Origin of the sequence: Pontibacillus yanchengensis, assembly GCF_009856295.1 — a bacterium.
GTDB lineage: Bacteria > Bacillota > Bacilli > Bacillales > BH030062 > Pontibacillus > Pontibacillus yanchengensis_A.
This window is the reverse complement of record NZ_WMEU01000001.1, coordinates 677,240-695,224: the sequence shown is the minus strand read 5'-3', so window position 1 is coordinate 695,224 and position 17,985 is coordinate 677,240. Positions and strand designations below refer to the sequence as shown.

Below are 17,985 nucleotides of genomic sequence, written 5' to 3'. Positions count from 1 at the left end.
CTTCTATAAATATACCTCTCTTGATTACGTTACTACATACATAAACAAATCTCCAAATGGGATAACATTGAATATACTCTATACGTATGAAAAAGTTTCTTACCATATTAAGATTAAGCTTTATACATAAATTTCATCATTACATGCGCAGCAAGTCTACTGGTCATATCTCTTACGTCTTGTGATGGATCAATCTCTACGATATCCATAGCTCTTGTTTTTGGGAATTCTGCGGCTTTTTTGATGCTGGATAGTAGTTCTCTGCTAGTGAATCCACCTGGTCCTATGGCAGGGCAACCTGGTGCGTGTGCTTGATCGACAGAATCCATATCAACAGAGAGGTAAATGAAATCGACTTCGCTAGAAAGACGTTCTACTTCTTTTTCAATGATTGGCAAAATTCCCTTTTCTTCTATATCCTCCATCATATAGACGTGAATACCTTTTTCATTAGCGTATTGATCGTAAGCTTCTGCATTGGAATAATTACGAATTCCAACTTGAACAAGGTGCTCTCCTTTGATAATCCCTTCTTCCAACAAACTACGAAATGGTGTTCCATTTGTCCGACCACCATCCTCTAAGTTACGCACATCATGGTGTGCATCCCATTGAATTACTCCTATGGTTCCGTATTTCTTTTGAAATGCATGAATGGAAGGATAGCTTATTCCATGATCTCCTCCTAGCATAATATAACGGTTACATGCATCTATTTGAAGCATTTCTTGAATGCTAAGGTGAAGTCGATCTATGGTATCACTAACACTAGTAGGGTGAATGGGGACATCACCAAAGTCAACAATTCGTTCATCTCGAAAATCATGTTGCATAGTAGCGGAATAGGTAGAAAAGGAGTTCAGTGCCTTTCGAATTGATTCAGGTGCATTCGCTGCCATTGAAAGGGATATAGAGGACTTGGAGGAAGGGAGGCCGATTAGACCAACCTCTCCATTCCTACCTTTTTCAAAAGGGACAATCGTTTCGCCCACTTTAGTAACAAATCTATCCTTAAATACAGCAGATTTAGTTGGATTGAGATAGGTGAAGTGCATTTCCTTCTTTCCTTTCCCATAAGATTTGACCGGATTTCATCACGATGCGAGTATGATTAACTCCGTAGTGGTACGGAATATAATGATAATTTGTTGCTTCCCATACGACAATATCAGCTGGGTCCCCAATTTCCAATGAACCTGCAACATCGTCTTTTCCAATTGCATGGGCAGCATTGACTGTAACTGCATTCCAAATTTCTTCCGGTGTCATTTTTAATTTGAGGGCTGCGAACGACATAATAAGCTGTAAATTTTCCGTTACGCAACTACCAGGATTAAAGTCTGTTGCCAGCGCGACGGAGGCTCCAGAATCTATCAAATTCCTTGCTCGTGCATAGGTTTCCTTCCCAAGATAAAAGGTTGTACCTGGTAACAGAACTGCTACTGTGTCTGATTCGCTTAATTGTTTAATTCCTTCATCTGATGCTGCTACAAGGTGATCAGCACTCGCTGCACCTAATTCAGCTGCTAGTTCCGTGCCACCTAGAGGATCTATCTCATCGGCATGAATTTTAACCCCGAATCCTTTTTCAAGAGAAGCTTCCATAAAGCGTCTTGATTGCTCAAGAGTAAAGACTCCAGTTTCACAAAAAATATCGGTGTATTCAGCAAGATCTTGTTCTTTAATTGTATCTAATAGAAGTGTCATGCTATCTAAAAAGGCATCTTCATTTCCTTTGAATGATTGAGGTACAGCATGAGGCCCTAAAAATGTAGATACAAGGTTAATAGGATATGTTTCTTTTAAAAGCTGTGTAACACGAAGTTGTTTTAATTCTGTATCTGTATTCAGTCCATAGCCACTCTTAGCCTCGATGGTTGTTGTTCCATGAGATATCATTCTTTCGACATGGAAACTAGCCTTTTGGTAAAGTTCATCTTCAGAAGCTTGACGTGTTGCTTCAACGGTAGATAGGATACCTCCACCTTGTTTTAAAATCTCTAGATAAGGGACACCTTGTTGTTTTAACGTCATCTCTTTTTCTCTAGATCCACCATGAACGAGATGGGTGTGGGGATCGACTAGTCCAGGTGAGACAAGAAGACCTCTTGCATCAATCCTGCCTTCGGCATGTATCTGCTGTGCTTCTTGACTTGAGCCAATCCAAGATACTTTACCGTCAGAAATGGCGATTGCTGCATCTTCTTTTACAGTTAGATGTTTCATTGTTTCACCTTTTAACGCCTGTGAAGAACGCTTTGGTAGAATTAATTGTCCGATATTTGTGATGAGTTTATCATGATTCACTTGATCAACTCCTAATTAGTTTAGTCGAGCATGGGAATATCAATGTTTTTCTGTTTAGCTATTTCCTTGGCTTTATCATAACCAGCGTCAGCATGACGGGCAATTCCCATCCCTGGATCTGTTGTGAGGACGCGTTGCAGACGTTCTTTGGCAAGGTCAGTACCATCTGCAACAGCAACCATGCCTGCATGAAGGGAATAACCCATCCCAACACCACCACCGTGGTGGAAAGAAATCCATGAACCTCCTGCAGCTGTATTGATAAGAGCATTTAATACAGCCCAGTCTCCAACAGCATCACTGCCATCTTTCATGGATTCCGTTTCTCGATTCGGAGATGCAACCGATCCACAATCCAAATGGTCTCTCCCGATTACAATGGGTGCTTTTAGTTCCCCATTCTTTACAAGTTCGTTAATCGCTAGGCCCATTTTTACTCTTTCCCCATATCCGAGCCAACAAATCCTAGAAGGTAATCCTTGAAAGCTTACTTTTTTTTGAGCCATGTCTATCCATCTTATCAAGGGCTCATTTTTGGGGAACAATTCTTTGATTAAACGATCAGTTTGATAAATATCCTCTGGGTCTCCAGATAGTGCAGCCCATCTAAAAGGACCTTTCCCTTCACAAAATAATGGACGAATGTAGGCAGGAACAAATCCAGGAAAATCAAAAGCTTGCTCAATACCTTCATCCTTGGCAACTTGACGTATATTGTTTCCATAATCAAATACAATTGCTCCATTTTTTTGAAACTGTAGCATTGCTGTTACATGACGTGCCATTGATGAAGAAGAGAGGGTAACATACGTAGAGGGATCTTGGTTGCGTAACTGATTGGATTCATTTAACGAATAACCTACTGGAATATATCCATTTAATGGATCGTGTGCCGAAGTTTGGTCGGTGACGATGTCAATATTCACATTTCTGCTCAATATATCTTCATGAACTTCGGCTGCATTTCCTAAAAGACCAATCGATAGCGCTTCCCCTTGTTGCTTTGCCTCAACAGCCCATGCAAGGGCTTCGTCAATCGAGGTAGTCATTTTATCAAGATATTTGGTTTGGAGTCGCTTTTCTATACGGGAAGGATCGACTTCAACTGCAATCACGACGCCACCATTCATCGTTACAGCAAGTGGCTGTGCACCACCCATACCACCAAGTCCAGCAGTAAGCGTGATGGTGCCTTGTAGACTTTTATCAAAATGTTTTTCTGCCAATGAAGCAAACGTTTCATAGGTTCCTTGCAGGATACCTTGTGTACCTATATAAATCCAGCTACCAGCAGTCATTTGTCCATACATCATAAGCCCTTGTTGATCAAGTTCATGGAAATGCTCCCAGTTGGCCCATTTCGGGACTAGGACAGAATTGGACAACAGTACACGTGGTGCTGCTTCATGTGTTTTGAAAACAGCTACCGGTTTACCAGATTGAATTAACATCGTTTCATTGTTTTCTAGTCGTTGTAAAGTAGAAACAATGGAGTCAAAAGCTTCCCAATTTCGAGCTGCTTTACCTATCCCTCCATAAACAACCAATTCCTCAGGTTTTTCGGCTACTTCAGGATCAAGGTTGTTGTAAAGCATACGAAGAACAGCTTCCTGTTCCCAACCTTTACATTCTATCTCTAGTCCTTTTTTTGCATGTACTTCTCTTTTTTCAGTAGTCATCCTTTTATTCCTCCTTGGAATTTCGATTTAGGGGGAGATCTTCCATGAAAAATCAGTTTCTCTTAGCCAATCCGTAAGTCGTTCAATATCCTCAGAAAAAACTCTATCTTCCTTAATAGAAGGAACAATCTGACGAGCTTTATTGTAAAGAGAGGAAGTGCTCGAGCTCAATTTGATCTTTTCACGGTGTTCCACTGCTTGCATGGCACAAATTAGTTCGATAGCTAAAACACGTCTACTATTTTGAAGAATGGTATAAGCGTGCCTTGCTCCTATTGTTCCCATGCTGACATGATCTTCTTGATTGGCAGAGGAAGGAATGGAATCCACACTGGCAGGGTGAGCCAGCGTTTTATTTTCAGAAACGAGTGATGCAGCAGTATACTGCATAATCATTGCACCGGATTGTAAACCTGGTTTCGCACTCAAAAAAGGTGGGAGGTCATTGAGTTGAGGGTTAACTAGTCTCTCTACTCTTCGTTCTGAAATGTTAGCCAATTCTGCAATACCTATTTTCATGAAATCCATTGCTAAAGCAATGGGTTGCCCATGAAAATTACCACCTGAAATAATGGTTTGACCGTCTTCGAAAATAAGGGGGTTATCTGTAGCGGCATTGGCTTCGATTTCTAGCTTCTCTTTCACATAATCAAATGACTGCCACGAAGCTCCGTGAACTTGTGGGATACATCGCAACGAATAAGCGTCCTGTACTCGCATCTCTCCTTGATGGGTAACTAGCTTGCTACCTTGAAGTAGATGATTCATTCTTCTTGCCACATCTATTTGTTGAGGATAGCCTCTAGCTTCGTGAATAGCTGGGTGAAAGGCATCAATAATACCGTTTAATCCTTCCATTGTCATAGCGGCAATCCATTCGGCTTGGTAGGCGAGTGTCTCTACTTCTAAATAGTTTATTACACCTTGAGCAGTCATTGCCTGTGTACCGTTAATAAGAGCTAGACCTTCTTTTGCTTTTAACTCAACTGGCTTTATTCCAAGTAGGTCAAAAATTGTTTTAGTAGCATAAACCGCTTCCTTATAATATACCTTACCTTCTCCTGTAAGAACGAGTGCAAGATGAGATAGGGGAGCAAGATCACCTGATGCCCCTAATGAACCTTGTTGAGGAATAACGGGATGAATCTGTTCATTGATTAAGGTGGTTAATTGTTCTACTATGGCCATCCTTATTCCCGAATACCCTTTAATAAGAGCGTTTATTCGAAGCAGCATAATTGCCCTTGACACAATTTTGGGAAAAGGTTCTCCAACCCCACAGGCGTGAGATCGAATGAGGTGCTGTTGGAGTTCATTGACATCTTGTTCATCAATTTTCACATCACTAAATTTTCCAAAACCAGTATTGATACCGTAAATGGTACGACCATTTTTTACGATTGATTTGACTGCATTTCTACTTTTTTCCACTTTTTGAATAGAAGCTGGAGCAATTTCAATTCGTTCGTTGTCGTAACAAACTCTCTTTATTTCTTGTAATGAAAGAGTATGACCCGTTAATGTAATCATCGAATCAAACCTCCTTTTCTCCATAACTTTTTGAAAAGTATGTGATTTGTTAAAAAATACGATTACAGTAACACATCGTCTATATGTGTTTAACTGTTATATAAAGAATTTATCTGTTAGCTTTTTTATTTTTTAAAAATTTTAAAAGTTAATCTTTATTGTATGCTTCCATACAAAAGCGCGCAATCGACTGTGATAAGGTGCTGATTCATTAGCAGGTTGAAGGAAAGTTAGAGATTGTAAGCATAAAACAAGTTAGTTTTAAGAAGGTGATCTTATGGAGTATGATGTAGGAAACAGAAGATAATCTTGCTGATTAAATGATATAAAGGAGTATGATATGGAGAATATATTGGTATTAAACGGTCATGAGTATTACAAGCACTCTAGAGGTGAATTAAATGGCATTTTGTTTCAATATATAGTGGAAAAATTATCTAACCATTATCATGTAGATACTACCGTTTTACAGGATGGTTTTGATAAAGAAGAAGAACAACGAAAAGTAAAGTGGGCTGACTATATTATCTATCAGACTCCAATCTATAATTACAGTGTTCCTGCGCTGTTTAAGAAGTATTTGGACATCACACATGAACATGGAGTTTACTTTACAGGTAAAACAGACAAATATGGTATTGGTGGGGGCAAATTGACCGGTAAAAAGTATATGTTCTCTACAACGTGGAATGCACCAAGTTCTGCTTTTCATAACAAGGATTTGTTTTTTGAAGGGAGAGGTGTCGATGATGTTTTATTCCATCTATATTTGAGTCATAAATATGCTGGGTTGCAAAAATTACCGACGTTTTCCTGTTTTGATGTCAAGAAAAAGCCAGATGTAGAAGCGTACTTAAGAGATTTGAACTCACACTTAAGTCACTATTTCAAGCTATGAATAATAAAAAAACCTTTTCAATTTAATGTTGTAACGCTTAGTTAAAGGATGCTGTTGGTTTTAAAGAAATGAAAAGTTATTCAACAAACGAGGCATAGTGTGGAAGACTTGAATTCGAGATAAATCTGGTAATCCCGAAAGAGGGATGTTTCCGTAGATTTAGTTAGAATAAAGGTGGTCGTGGAACAACTCGCGTCCTGCCGGCGAGCTGGCGAGCTACCTTCAGGGAAAAACACCCTCAGGGGATCTTGCCTACCTCTTTCTCCGACGGGAGTCTCCTTGTTCCACGGCCACCTCCTGCGGGGGAAAACGGAAACATTGCGAAGTTAGAGAGGTTGAGGTATTTGAATATCTTCTGACGGTCTACAATGGGGCAATAATGGAATGTTAATAACAAGCTTTAACAAAGCCTATTGTAAAAAGCTCAGAGAAATGGTTCTCTGAGCTTTGGTTTAGTTTCCTTTTTTAATGCTAATGTTAATAAATTTCTCAGTCTTCGTATCAAACTCAATATCAACGTAAACTGGGTACTCTTTACCACTTTCTCTTACCCACAACTTGAATTGTTCTACAGAAGTACCATTTTTGGACGACCTTCCAATGTGAAGATAATCCTTCACCTTAGCATTTGGATATTTTTCTTGTGTCTTTTTAACAGCCATTTGGCCCCACTTAGCATAGGAAGGAATCTCAGGTTGTGCAACAACTCCTTGAATTACTGGGGAAGTGGGTAGGACAAAGGGATTGTTTATAATAGAAGAAACAAAAACCAGACTAATAAGTATACGTGTCATAAACATAACCTCTAACCTTTTTTATTAGTACAGAAAAGCAAAAAATTTTGGCGCTTATATATCTAGCTCCAGCGCTTTTCTTTATTAGTGTTTGTGTAGTAATAATGAATATACACGATTTATCGTGAATGAGCGGTATAGTTTGACCTATTAAAAAAAAGATGCCCTTTACAATAGGGCATCTCTTTTCATGTCTTTAGGATAGAATTGTAACCTTAACTTGTTTACGACCGAAATCAAGTGCGTTTTGTCTGCTTGGGATGAAGACATCAATGCGGTTGCCTTGGATGTCACTCCCAATATCACCTGCAACTGCAGTTCCATATCCCTCTACATGAACTTTCGTGCCTAGAGGGATAACATTTGGATCTACTGCAATCACTTTTTGATTAGGATTTGCTTTAAGGTTAATACCAGTTCTTGTTACTCCACTACAACCAGCGCAATTTGCTGTATAAGCTGTTGCTTCCATTGTAATCGTTTTGTTGGATTGTGTTTTTTGTTTAGATTGTGCTGCTTGTCCTTTTTGTGAAGATGCGTGCTGGACAGCTTTCTTTTCTTGTTCATTTATATAGGTAACTGTTGACGTTTTTTTATCTAGATTTGTTTTGTTTTCACTAACGTTTGCTGCATCTGTATTTTCAGTTGTGTTCTTTAAGGTTTGTGCATGCAGTTCTTTATTCTCTAGTAAAGTTGTACCTGCAAAACCTAGGCCAATGAGGATAGTAGCGATAGACGTCATGATTAATTTTTTCATGATATTCCTCCTGTCTTTCTTCGACTAATAAAATTATAACAATGGACCTAGGACAATCCCATTAATGGCTGGTGACATTTAGGCTACAAATTGAAGACAAAGGTTACAATAATTACAAATAACAACAGTTTTGTATTCCTGCTGTCATACTACATAGCTGTGGAGGTCTTTCCGGTTTTTTGATAATAACGTATTATAGAAAGAGGAGAGTACATAACTTATCTGAAGGTTAATAGAAGGGGTGTTATCTTGAGAAATCGAATAAATGAATTAACCAGTTGGATGGAAGAACAACAAATAGATGTTGTATTTCTAAACTCTACAGAAAATGTTTTTTACCTTACTAATTTCCATACAGATCCCCATGAAAGATTAATGGGACTGTTTATCTTTCAGAATGCTGAACCTTTATTTATATTACCAGGTATGGAAAAGCAGCAAGCTATTGAGGCAGGTTGGTCTTCTGAAATAATTGGTTATGCTGATCATGAGGATCCATGGCAATTAGCTAAAGAAGCGATTGGAAAGAGAAAACTTCCTGAAGTGAACCAGATTGCCTTTGAGGAAGAAATCTTACCATTTCGTCGAAGTCAAGCTTTGATTGGATTATTTCCGCATGCACAAGTATCTTCTGCAGAGAAAAAACTAAATTATATGCGGGTTATAAAAGACCAATCTGAAATTGACATTATGCGTAAGGCAGCTGATATGGCTGATTATGGCGTGAAAGTCGGTGTGGAAGCACTACATCAAGGTGTAACTGAGATGGAGGTTCTCGCTACCATTGAGTATGAATTAAAGAAAAAAGGTATTAGAGAAATGTCCTTCTCAACGATGGTCCTGTTTGGTGAAAAGTCCGGTCATCCTCATGGTAATCCAGGAAAGCGATCATTGAAACCTGGAGATTTTGTATTGTTTGACCTTGGCGTTGTGCTTGATGGATACACATCCGATATAACGCGTACGTTTGTGTATCAAGGTGCTAGCGATGAGCAGGAAACCCTTTATAACACCGTTCTTAAAGCTCAAATGGCCTCCCTAGAAGCGAGTAAGCCTGGTACAAGAATTGGGGAATTGGATCAAATCGCACGTGACATTATTACAAATGCTGGTTATGGAGATAGATTCCCCCATCGTATTGGTCATGGTTTAGGTATTAATGTCCATGAATTTCCCTCTATGAGCCATCTAAATAATGATAAGCTCCAAGTAGGGATGACATACACGATTGAGCCAGGTATTTATGATCCGAATATTGGCGGCGTTCGGATTGAAGATGATGTGCTGATTACTAAGGACGGTTACGAGACGTTAACCTCTTATCCAAAAGAGTTGCAAATTATTAAATAGTTATATGTACTGTGTGTTTAACGTCCTTCTTCTCTTGGGAAAAAGATTATAGATGCAAAAAATAGCCCCTATACATAGTAAGGGGCTATTTTGCATGACTAAATTAAGCTTCCTCTAAGATTTTAACAGTTACACCATGGCGACGACCAAAGTTTAGCGCATTGTTACGGTTTGGTATAAAAACATCAATGCGGTTACCTTGAATAGCACTACCGATGTCACCAGCTACTGCTTTTCCATAACCTTCCACATGAACGATAGAACCAAGAGGGATAACACTTGGATCGACTGCGATAACCTTCTTGTTAGGATTTTCTAAAAGATTGATTCCTGTTTTCGTAATACCTATACAACCATCGCAATTTGCTGTGTAAGCTGTTGCCTCAACTTTAAGCGTTCGTTCTACGTTTTGTTCCGTTTTTTTTGATTCCACATCCTTAGAAGCGTTGTCGTTGTTTAATGTTGGTGTATCTTTTTTCTTAGCAAGATTCACACTCTTAACAGGAATTTCAGAAGCTAAGAATGCACTTGGTGCTTCATCTTTCTTGGTCGTTTGATTAGCTGAGGAAACGGTACCCTCCTCCGTTTCCAATGCTTGTACATGAAAAGCACTCAGACCAATATATCCAAAAAAGGCAACGGCGCCTACAATTATTCTCATTATTCTATTCATGGTTAGATCCTCCTCGATATTCAATTACCTATAAACACCGCAAAAAGCCACTGATTCTATCTAGAATCTGCTGCTTTTTATGTTAAAAGCGTTACATACATTTAAAGGAATAAAACAAAATGCCATTGATTTGTTTTCCATCGTGTAAGTTAACATGCCTATACAAGTCTGTAAACCATAGTAGTATGTTTTTTATAAATATTATAAATTGATAAAAATTTCAAATTCTATTATTAAAAGAGATTTCTTTCATCTAGCATAAAAAACCTTTTCTTGTTCAATATAAGAGTACAACATAGTACAAAGCCATCAAGAAAAGGAGATACGTTATCATGAACAAAAATCGGCTTATCGATTGGCCTACATTCTTAGGAGCATTTATCTTACTATTACTCGTTATTGTTCCGTTAGTAATCTTTCCTGATAAAGGAGCGGAATACGTTAATCTTGCTAACACATTCGTTACTACCAACTTTGGAGTACTTTATCTTTTAGTTGGATTGGGGATTTTCTTCTTCCTAATATATGTTGCAGTTAGTGATAATGGCCGAGTTAAATTGGGTGAGGCGAATGAGAAACCGGAGTTTAATAACTTCTCATGGGCTGGGATGTTATTTTGTGCAGGGATTGGCTCAAGTATTTTGTATTGGGGCACAATTGAATGGGCGTATTATTACCAAGGTCCGCCATTCGGAATTGAACCTGGTACAGAAGAGGCGATTGCATGGGCATCTACGTATGGTATTTTTCACTGGGGGCCCATTGCATGGGCAATATACACACTACCAGCCTTACCGATATCGTACTTTTACTATGTACGAAAAAAACCTGTTTTAAAAGTTAGTGAAGCAACTCGTCCATTGATTGGAAAGTATGCTGATGGACCAGCAGGGACAATTATTGATGTATTATTTATGTTTGGCTTGCTAGGTGGGGCAGGGACTACACTTGCGTTAGGTACACCAATGATTGCAGAAGGAATCAATAGCTTAACAGGACTACCTGTAAATATGGTTATGAAAACATTTATATTGGCTCTTGTTACAGCGATATTCGCAATCAGTGCTTACTCAGGGCTCCGAAAAGGGATTAAAATTTTAAGTGATCTTAACTTATGGTTATCTTTTTTCTTGCTTGCCTTCGTTTTTGTTGTAGGGCCTACGAGGTTTCTTTCTGAAACAACTACAAACAGTATTGGGTTATTATTGGATAACTTTTTCCATATGAGTACATGGACAGAACCTTATAATAAATTGGGTCCATACGATAAGACAGGATTTCCAGAAGCATGGACCGTTTTTTATTGGGCATGGTGGCTAGTTTATGCACCGTTTGTTGGATTGTTTGTAGCCAAAATTTCACGTGGACGATCTATTCGCCAAATGATTATTGGTACAATACTTTACGGAACAATTGGAAGCGTATTGTTCTTTGGTATTATAGGAAACTACGGGTTAAATCTACAACTGACTGGACAATTTGATGTAGTGGGTATCTTAAACGACCAAGGTGCTCCAAAGGCGATTATTGAAATTATAGGTCAACTACCGTTAGGGACCTTTATGATTTTCATCTTTACGATTTTAGCCATTATTTTCTTGGCAACTACATTTGACTCAAGTTCCTACATTTTAGCCTCTGTTGTACAAAAAGAAGTAGAAGATGAGCCTATAAGGTGGAATCGTTTATTCTGGGCATTCTCCCTGTGTTTACTTCCACTAGTATTGATGTTCTTAGGTGGACTCGGTACATTACAGACAGCAGCAATTGTAGGAGGGTTTCCACTTCTCTTCATAATGATTATGTTGGGGTGGTCCTTCATGAAAGCATCTACGAGTGACATTCAAGCATCAGAACACTATAAGCCGAAGACATTTGCTTTAAATTATAAGAAGATTCTTGAACGAGTTCGACGTCGTAAGAAGAAGAAACAAGACAAGAAGCAAGGACCTGTAGATGCTCATTTTGAAGAGGAAGAAAAGGATAAAGATCGTGGCGAGGATGATAAGCCACATAATGATAGAGAGTAACTTACAAAGCGTGTTGAAGATAATAAAGAAATAAGGAAGAGGGTTTCACCCATGTGGATGATTACCCTCTTTTGGTGCTTGTCTAGGAAATAGAAAAAATGTTGTCTTGTGGAGTACCTAATAAGTATAGAGGCCAAATCCAGCTCCAGCGCGCAACGACTAGTGTATTTCCCTCACTTCAGTACGATAAGTTAACATCGGATCACTCATGTTTTTCGTGTTTCCTTTATCTCCTGCTTATTTAGGTAATGTTCTAAGGTGAGTTGCTATAAACCTACGTGATGTGTGCTTCAGCTCATTCGTCGCTAGACGGATGCTCGCGATTTTGTTCTTCACAACAAAGTTGTTTCTTTTGTAGTGATAATATTGTTAAAAGTATTAATAACCCAATGAGCGAAATCCAAGCACCGATTATCGTCCCTTTATACCATATCAAGGGTGCATCTTCATAGGCGTAATAAAACCAATATAATAAAGCAAGGTAACCAAATAATATGTGAATCACCATTGAAACATAAACATGAGGAACATAATATGGAGTGTATCTCATCATAAATCTTGAGTAGGAGTATCCAATCGGTACACCAAGTAGAACAATAAACATACAAAAAAACATCATGAACAGATTCATCACATATACTTCTCCTTCTTTTAAGCTGTAATGGTATGTAGTTTAGGTTAAGATAAAAATGGATAAACATGTTGAAAATTAAAAAAATATAGCCTTTTTACTACGTTGTTATGAAACAAAACAATACCTAATACAATAAAGAAGATGAAAATAAGGAGGAATATAGGTGAGTTATAGTTCGAATCATCTTGTCGCTACATTTTCTGTCGTAGGTTATGACCCTGCAACAGGAGAGATAGGTGTAGCTGTTCAATCAAAGTTTTTAGGAGTAGGCTCTGTTGTTCCATGGGCTAAAGCTGGAGTAGGGGCTGTTGCAACTCAATCCCTTGCAAATCCTTCTTATGGCCCTAGAGGATTATCGCTTTTGGAGCAAGGTGTAGAGCCTGAAGAAGTAATCAAACATTTAATTAATGAGGATAGTGGACGGGACATGCGTCAGGTAGGAATCGTTGATGCAAGAGGTGGTTCTGCTACATATACAGGGGTGAATTGTTACTCATATGCAGGAGGGCATGCCAGTGATAATTATGCTGTTCAAGGAAATATTTTAGTTGGGGTAGAGACCATTCAAGCAATGGCTGAAGCTTTTGAAAAAACGTCAGGTTCTCTTGCGAATCGTTTGTTAAAATCCTTGAATGAAGGACAACAAGCAGGTGGAGATAAACGTGGTAAACAATCAGCAGCCCTTTATGTAGTAAAAGAACAAGGGGGATACGGCGGTTATAATGATCGGTTCATTGATCTTCGAGTAGATGATCATGAAGACCCTATTCGAGAACTTTATCGTATTTACCACTTGCAACAGTTGTATTTTGGTGTAACAAAAGAGGAAAACATAGCTGAAATCAAAGGCGAAGTAAAAGAGGAACTAAGAGAGCAGTTAAAACGCTTAGGTTATATCCCAACAGTCCACGTTGTCGATTCTATTTTATATAAAAATTTCACTGCCTTTTTACACCGAGAAAACTTCGAAGAACGTGAACTGGAAGAAGGTTTGATTGACTTAGAAGTGCTGGATTTTATGAAATATAAATCAATTTGAAGAACTCCCTAATCACCCTATCATTAACAGAAATAAATCTCTTTCTCAATGGCTACCCATACTCAGGGTGGCTTTTTTTCATTGAATTTATAAAAATGTTTGCCTATGTCAAACTTTATAAGTTATTCAGATTACTACATGCAGGCCGGATTTTGTTTGAAGAAAATAAGCAAAAGTTTTTAGTTACTACAATATGTCTATAGACGACGAACAACGTGTTCTGAGATTATCTTTGCCGTTTTCTAGTAATTACTACATATATCATCTATGATATAAAGAAAAATATTTTTTATATAAACCTGTCACAAATATAAATAAACTGGTGTCTCCTATATGAAAGCTGTTCGAAAGGAGGAGCTGCTTTGGAGGTGAAGGCTACTGTGATAGAGAATTTGAATACGACATCACAAGATAACGATGCTTCCTATATTAGGTTTCAACGACTCTTCAAAACGTACTATCCACGAGTTGTTCGAAAAGTGATGACTATTGTGAAGAATAAACAAGCAGCAGAAGATATAGCTCAAGAGGTTTTTATGAAGCTATATCATACTGATTGGGAAACGATTGAACATATGTCTGCGTGGTTAATGACTACTGCGGTGAATACAGCATACAATAACATTCGTTCAGAAAAGCGTCATAAAGCTAGAGAAGAGAAACAAACTCATTATTCTGAACAAGCAGTCGCTTCCATAGAAGAAACATTCATGATAAAAGAAAATGTTACAGAAGTTCAAGAAGTATTAAAGAAATTAACAGAACGAGACCGGACAATACTTTTGTTAAAATACTCCGGATATAATTACTATGATATAGCCTCTGCCATTCATGTTGAACATAATTCAGTGGGGAGCTTACTGGCCAGAGCTAAGATGAGGTTTAAAAGTACATACAATCAAATGAAAGGAGAGGGTTCAAGTGAACTGCGCTAATCTTGGATTACTTCAAGCCTATTTAGATGATGAACTAACAAGAGAAGAGAAGAAGGAAGTAATGCAGCATTTAGAAACCTGTGAATCATGCAGATCGTATGTGCAAGAACTCCAAGAGTTAGATAGTTTGGGATCTGAAAAGTTAGGTGAAGCAAATGTTGAAGTAGATTTAGAAGCAGCTTGGAATCGCTTCGAGCACCAATTTATGAATAAACATGACCAACCATCAAAAACATTGAACTCTCAAGAAAAGGAAATCTCATTAAAACCAAAAAGGGGATGGGATCACATGAAAAAAGCAACAAAACGATGGATTATGACAGGGACAGCAGCTGCAACAATTCTTGGGTCTTTGGCAATTCCACAAGTTCAAGTAGCTGCGGACAACTTTTTATCCATTTTTCGAGTCAACCAAGTAGAGATGGTTAAAATGACCGAAAATGACTTGAGAGAAGTTGAGCGCTGGGTAAGCCGCCAAGAGGAAGGTACGATGAGTCTAAATGGGTTAGGTGAAATTGAAGTATCGAATTCTAATGAGCATCAAAGTTTTGATGATGGAAATGAAGCTAATCAGGCTGGGTACAACGTCCCTGCTATTTCAGGTTACGATATTGAACATGTCAGTGTGGAACCTACCTCAAAAATAACCTTTAATCTCAATGTAGAGAAAGCTAATGCATTGCTTACACAAATCGGAGCGGAATCAACATTTGACCAAAACCTAGACGGCAAACCTTTTTCCGTTAAAGTACAAGATACAATTAGTGTACATTACGAATCAGATGGAAACTCTGTATCCTATACGTCCATTGGAACACCTGAAATTTCAGTTCCAAAAGGTGCATCGGTGAATGAGTTGCGTGACACAATGCTTGCGTTACCGTTTATTCCTGAAAATGTAAAACAACAGCTGGAAAGTATTGATAACCTAGAACACACTTTACCGATTCCATACGTGCAGAGAAATGGTAGCAAGTCAGAAGAAGTCAGCATAAACGGTATGAAGGGATATGCAGTTGAAGAGCAAGGTAATACCTTTTTGGTATGGCAAAGTAATGAACAAATTCATATGTTAGAAAGCTATGCTCATGATGGTGAGAATGTAACTTCTAAAGGTCAACTAGTTGACATGGCTAACCAACTAAATAAGTAATGTTATCTATTAGAAGAAAATTGGCTGATTCCAGTATAGGGGTCAGCCCCTTTGTATGGGAGGAATGGAAAACGTGAATGTGATTGAAGCTTCGAACTTAACGAAAACCTATGACGGTAAAGGTGGAATCTCCAATGTTACGTTAGAAATTGGTGAAGGAATTGTTTATGGTTTTTTAGGACCAAATGGTGCAGGAAAAAGTACATTTGTACGCACTATGCTCGGATTATTGAATCCTACCGGTGGTGAGGGAAAACTGTTAGGGGAGCCTATTGGAAAACCTGAATCGCGCGAAAAGGTAGGCTATTTACCAGAGCTATTTCGTTATCCAGACTGGTTAACAGGTCGAAAATTGCTGGAAAGCCATGCTGAACTATGCAATATGCCTGTTAGAGGACGGAAAAAGCGTATTGAAGAAGTCATTGAGCTAGTTGGTTTAACTGGGAGAGATCATGAAAAGATTAAAGGATATTCAAAAGGAATGTCACAACGTATAGGATTGGCATGTGCCTTATTAAATGATCCAAAGTTAATCTTTTTAGACGAGCCAACCTCAGCACTTGATCCAATAGGAAGGAAAGATGTTCGAGACTTAATGCTATACCTTAAAGACCAAGGTAAAACCATCTTTTTGAATAGTCATTTGTTAAATGAGGTGGAGACCGTTTGTGATCATGTTTCTATCGTACATAAAGGAGAGCACATTGTTCAAGGTGAGTGGCGACAACTTATGATGATTGAAGCTCAAGTGGAAATCGTAATTGCTGCAAGCTCTAATCAATATATGAATCAACTTCCTGAGTATGTAAAACATCATGAAAAGAAGAATGACGAAGGTGAACTGACACGGTGGACAGTTCAAATGGAAAAACAAGAACAAGTACCTGCACTTATTTCAAAGTTAGCATCAGTAGGAGTACCGGTATTTGAAGTTACGCCAATAACTCCCCACTTAGAAGATGTGTTTATGCATTGGGTTAATCAGAAAGAGGAGGGTGCTTATGTGGACAATCTCTAAGCTAACCTTTCTAGAAATTGTGTCTAAGCGTATCTTTCTAATAACCATTTTAATGACGATTGCGTTCGTTACTCTTTATGGAGTTGCTATTCATTTTGCTGTGCAAGAAACAGGACCCATGATGAGTAACACTATGGATAATGCGTTACAAAACAAATTCTTCGCTTCCCAGTTATTAGGTGTGGGATTATACTTTTCCTCGTTTATCACAGCTTTGCTTGCTATTCTTTCAAGTGTAAGTTCAATCGCAAGCGAAGTGGATAGTCATCAAATAGATACGTGGCTTATGAGACCTATCTCCAGAACGCAATTTGTTTTAGGGAAAGTAATTGGCTTAGGTGGTTTGTTGGTAATGTATGCCATTGCGCTATTTATAAGCATCACGTTAATCCATCAAATTGTTGGAGGAGAGATGATGGAGTTACCTATAGGTGCTCTCCAAATAATGAAAGCTGTAAGTATTTTCATCCTCCAGCCTATTATTCTCGTAACTCTTGGTGTCATGTTAAGTACACGTATGTCTACCTTAAATGCTGGTATAGTTCTCATTATTCTTTATGGAGCGGCTTTTATTGGTGGTTTTGTGGAACAAATTGGTTCTCTGATGGAAAAGGCGGCATTGATTAATATTGGAATTGTGACAAGTTTAGTCTTTCCAGTTGACGCAATGTATCGTAAAATGACTGTGCTTTTATTTGATACAGCTGATAATCCAATTAGTTTTGCCCAACAAGGGATGTTCGCTAGTGCTTCAGCTCCAAGTAACTTTATGATTATTTATGCTATCTCATACGGCGCTATCATGCTTTATATAGCTATTGTGACTTTTAAAAAACGAGATGTTTAAAAAATGCTGATGTATGGTTTCATACATCAGCATTTTTCTATGTCTCTTGTCTCCATATCAATCATTTAGTAAAAGAGGCATAATGTGGAAGATGAAGTCGAGATAGTTTGATTAAAATTGAGAGGTAATGGTAATTGAGGAGATGAAGAGAGCAAAACGCACCCTGGAGCGAACATAAGAAGTGTTGAAAAGATCAAAACTAATCTTGGAGTGTTCTAGCTCAAGCGCCAAGCTACTAGCAAACTTGCTGCTGATAAGTCAACATCGAATCGCTACCGCTCTCCGTGTTTCCTTTATCTCATATCCAGGTGAAGTTCGATTAAAACTTTTGTTCTATATTT

At 38.3% G+C, this 17,985-nt stretch carries 15 protein-coding genes and 1 pseudogene; 8 read left to right on the top strand and 8 right to left on the bottom strand.

The window, feature by feature from the left end; translation table 11 throughout:
• Positions 1-113: 113 nt before the first annotated feature.
• Genes hutG through hutH form a run of 4 tightly spaced genes read right to left on the bottom strand, consistent with a single transcriptional unit; the run spans position 114 to position 5,516 of the window.
• Positions 114-1,055, bottom strand: coding sequence for a formimidoylglutamase (gene hutG / locus GLW08_RS03370; protein ID WP_160847155.1), 942 nt, complete (start codon positions 1,053-1,055; stop codon positions 114-116).
• On the bottom strand, positions 1,027-2,307 hold the full coding sequence (gene hutI, locus GLW08_RS03365) for an imidazolonepropionase (RefSeq protein WP_160847154.1): 1,281 nt from the start codon (positions 2,305-2,307) through the stop codon (positions 1,027-1,029). The genes hutG and hutI overlap by 29 nt, the downstream gene beginning before the upstream one ends.
• A 20-nt stretch (positions 2,308-2,327) precedes the next feature.
• Positions 2,328-3,986, bottom strand: coding sequence for a urocanate hydratase (gene hutU, locus GLW08_RS03360; protein WP_160847153.1), 1,659 nt, complete (start codon positions 3,984-3,986; stop codon positions 2,328-2,330).
• 27 nt (positions 3,987-4,013) lie between these two features.
• The gene (gene hutH, locus GLW08_RS03355) at positions 4,014-5,516 is read right to left on the bottom strand and encodes a histidine ammonia-lyase (RefSeq protein ID WP_202406392.1); all 1,503 of its coding nucleotides are present in this window, start codon (positions 5,514-5,516) and stop codon (positions 4,014-4,016) included.
• Between the two features lie 340 nt (positions 5,517-5,856).
• Here hutH and GLW08_RS03350 point away from each other — a divergent pair, with 340 nt between their 5' ends.
• Positions 5,857-6,414 (top strand): NAD(P)H-dependent oxidoreductase, encoded by a 558-nt coding sequence (locus tag GLW08_RS03350; RefSeq protein ID WP_160847151.1) that lies wholly within the window; start codon positions 5,857-5,859, stop codon positions 6,412-6,414.
• A gap of 452 nt (positions 6,415-6,866) precedes the next feature.
• Here the strand turns inward: GLW08_RS03350 and GLW08_RS03345 are convergent, their stop codons facing one another.
• Positions 6,867-7,208 (bottom strand): DUF3889 domain-containing protein, encoded by a 342-nt coding sequence (locus GLW08_RS03345; RefSeq protein ID WP_160847150.1) that lies wholly within the window; start codon positions 7,206-7,208, stop codon positions 6,867-6,869.
• Between the two features lie 196 nt (positions 7,209-7,404).
• Positions 7,405-7,683, bottom strand: a pseudogene (locus GLW08_RS22350) (3D domain-containing protein); the annotation flags it as partial.
• Positions 7,684-8,214: 531 nt separating this feature from the next.
• Here GLW08_RS22350 and GLW08_RS03335 point away from each other — a divergent pair.
• Positions 8,215-9,315 (top strand): M24 family metallopeptidase, encoded by a 1,101-nt coding sequence (locus tag GLW08_RS03335; protein ID WP_160847148.1) that lies wholly within the window; start codon positions 8,215-8,217, stop codon positions 9,313-9,315.
• 103 nt (positions 9,316-9,418) lie between these two features.
• On the opposite strand, the gene GLW08_RS03330 is transcribed toward GLW08_RS03335, so the two are convergent.
• A complete protein-coding gene (locus GLW08_RS03330; RefSeq protein ID WP_160847147.1) occupies positions 9,419-9,988 on the bottom strand; it encodes a 3D domain-containing protein in 570 nt (189 codons plus the stop codon).
• Positions 9,989-10,320: 332 nt separating this feature from the next.
• Between GLW08_RS03330 and GLW08_RS03325 the strand changes: the two genes are divergently transcribed.
• Positions 10,321-12,018, top strand: a complete 1,698-nt coding sequence (locus GLW08_RS03325) for a BCCT family transporter (protein WP_160847146.1) — start codon at positions 10,321-10,323, stop codon at positions 12,016-12,018.
• A 295-nt stretch (positions 12,019-12,313) separates the two neighbouring features.
• Here the strand turns inward: GLW08_RS03325 and GLW08_RS03320 are convergent, their stop codons facing one another.
• Entirely contained in the window at positions 12,314-12,652 is a 339-nt protein-coding gene (locus GLW08_RS03320; protein ID WP_160847145.1) for a hypothetical protein, read from the bottom strand.
• 163 nt (positions 12,653-12,815) lie between these two features.
• Here GLW08_RS03320 and GLW08_RS03315 point away from each other — a divergent pair, with 163 nt between their 5' ends.
• The 5 genes from GLW08_RS03315 to GLW08_RS03295 all read left to right on the top strand — a co-directional run bounded on the left by GLW08_RS03315 (position 12,816) and on the right by GLW08_RS03295 (position 17,644).
• On the top strand, positions 12,816-13,691 hold the full coding sequence (locus GLW08_RS03315) for a DUF1028 domain-containing protein (protein ID WP_160847144.1): 876 nt from the start codon (positions 12,816-12,818) through the stop codon (positions 13,689-13,691).
• A gap of 368 nt (positions 13,692-14,059) precedes the next feature.
• Complete coding sequence (locus GLW08_RS03310) at positions 14,060-14,626, top strand: RNA polymerase sigma factor SigX (protein ID WP_337193909.1); 567 nt, start codon at positions 14,060-14,062, stop codon at positions 14,624-14,626.
• Positions 14,613-15,779, top strand: a complete 1,167-nt coding sequence (locus tag GLW08_RS03305; protein ID WP_160847142.1) for a zf-HC2 domain-containing protein — start codon at positions 14,613-14,615, stop codon at positions 15,777-15,779. Before GLW08_RS03310 ends, GLW08_RS03305 begins: the two co-directional genes overlap by 14 nt.
• Before the next feature lie 64 nt (positions 15,780-15,843).
• Entirely contained in the window at positions 15,844-16,797 is a 954-nt protein-coding gene (locus GLW08_RS03300; protein WP_160847141.1) for an ABC transporter ATP-binding protein, read from the top strand.
• A complete protein-coding gene (locus GLW08_RS03295; RefSeq protein ID WP_160847140.1) occupies positions 16,781-17,644 on the top strand; it encodes an ABC transporter permease subunit in 864 nt (287 codons plus the stop codon). Before GLW08_RS03300 ends, GLW08_RS03295 begins: the two co-directional genes overlap by 17 nt.
• Positions 17,645-17,985 lie beyond the last annotated feature (341 nt).

What these genes read in the sequence shown, in the direction of transcription:
- GLW08_RS03295 (WP_160847140.1), top strand. Translation starts at nt 16,781, where the DNA reads ATGTGGACAATCTCTAAGCTAACCTTTCTAGAAATTGTGTCTAAGCGT.
- GLW08_RS03350 (WP_160847151.1), top strand. Translation starts at nt 5,857, where the DNA reads ATGGAGAATATATTGGTATTAAACGGTCATGAGTATTACAAGCACTCT.
- hutU (WP_160847153.1), bottom strand. Translation starts at nt 3,986, where the DNA reads ATGACTACTGAAAAAAGAGAAGTACATGCAAAAAAAGGACTAGAGATA.
- GLW08_RS03325 (WP_160847146.1), top strand. Translation starts at nt 10,321, where the DNA reads ATGAACAAAAATCGGCTTATCGATTGGCCTACATTCTTAGGAGCATTT.
- hutH (WP_202406392.1), bottom strand. Translation starts at nt 5,516, where the DNA reads ATGATTACATTAACGGGTCATACTCTTTCATTACAAGAAATAAAGAGA.
- GLW08_RS03345 (WP_160847150.1), bottom strand. Translation starts at nt 7,208, where the DNA reads ATGACACGTATACTTATTAGTCTGGTTTTTGTTTCTTCTATTATAAAC.
- GLW08_RS03300 (WP_160847141.1), top strand. Translation starts at nt 15,844, where the DNA reads ATGGAAAACGTGAATGTGATTGAAGCTTCGAACTTAACGAAAACCTAT.
- GLW08_RS03330 (WP_160847147.1), bottom strand. Translation starts at nt 9,988, where the DNA reads ATGAATAGAATAATGAGAATAATTGTAGGCGCCGTTGCCTTTTTTGGA.
- hutG (WP_160847155.1), bottom strand. Translation starts at nt 1,055, where the DNA reads ATGCACTTCACCTATCTCAATCCAACTAAATCTGCTGTATTTAAGGAT.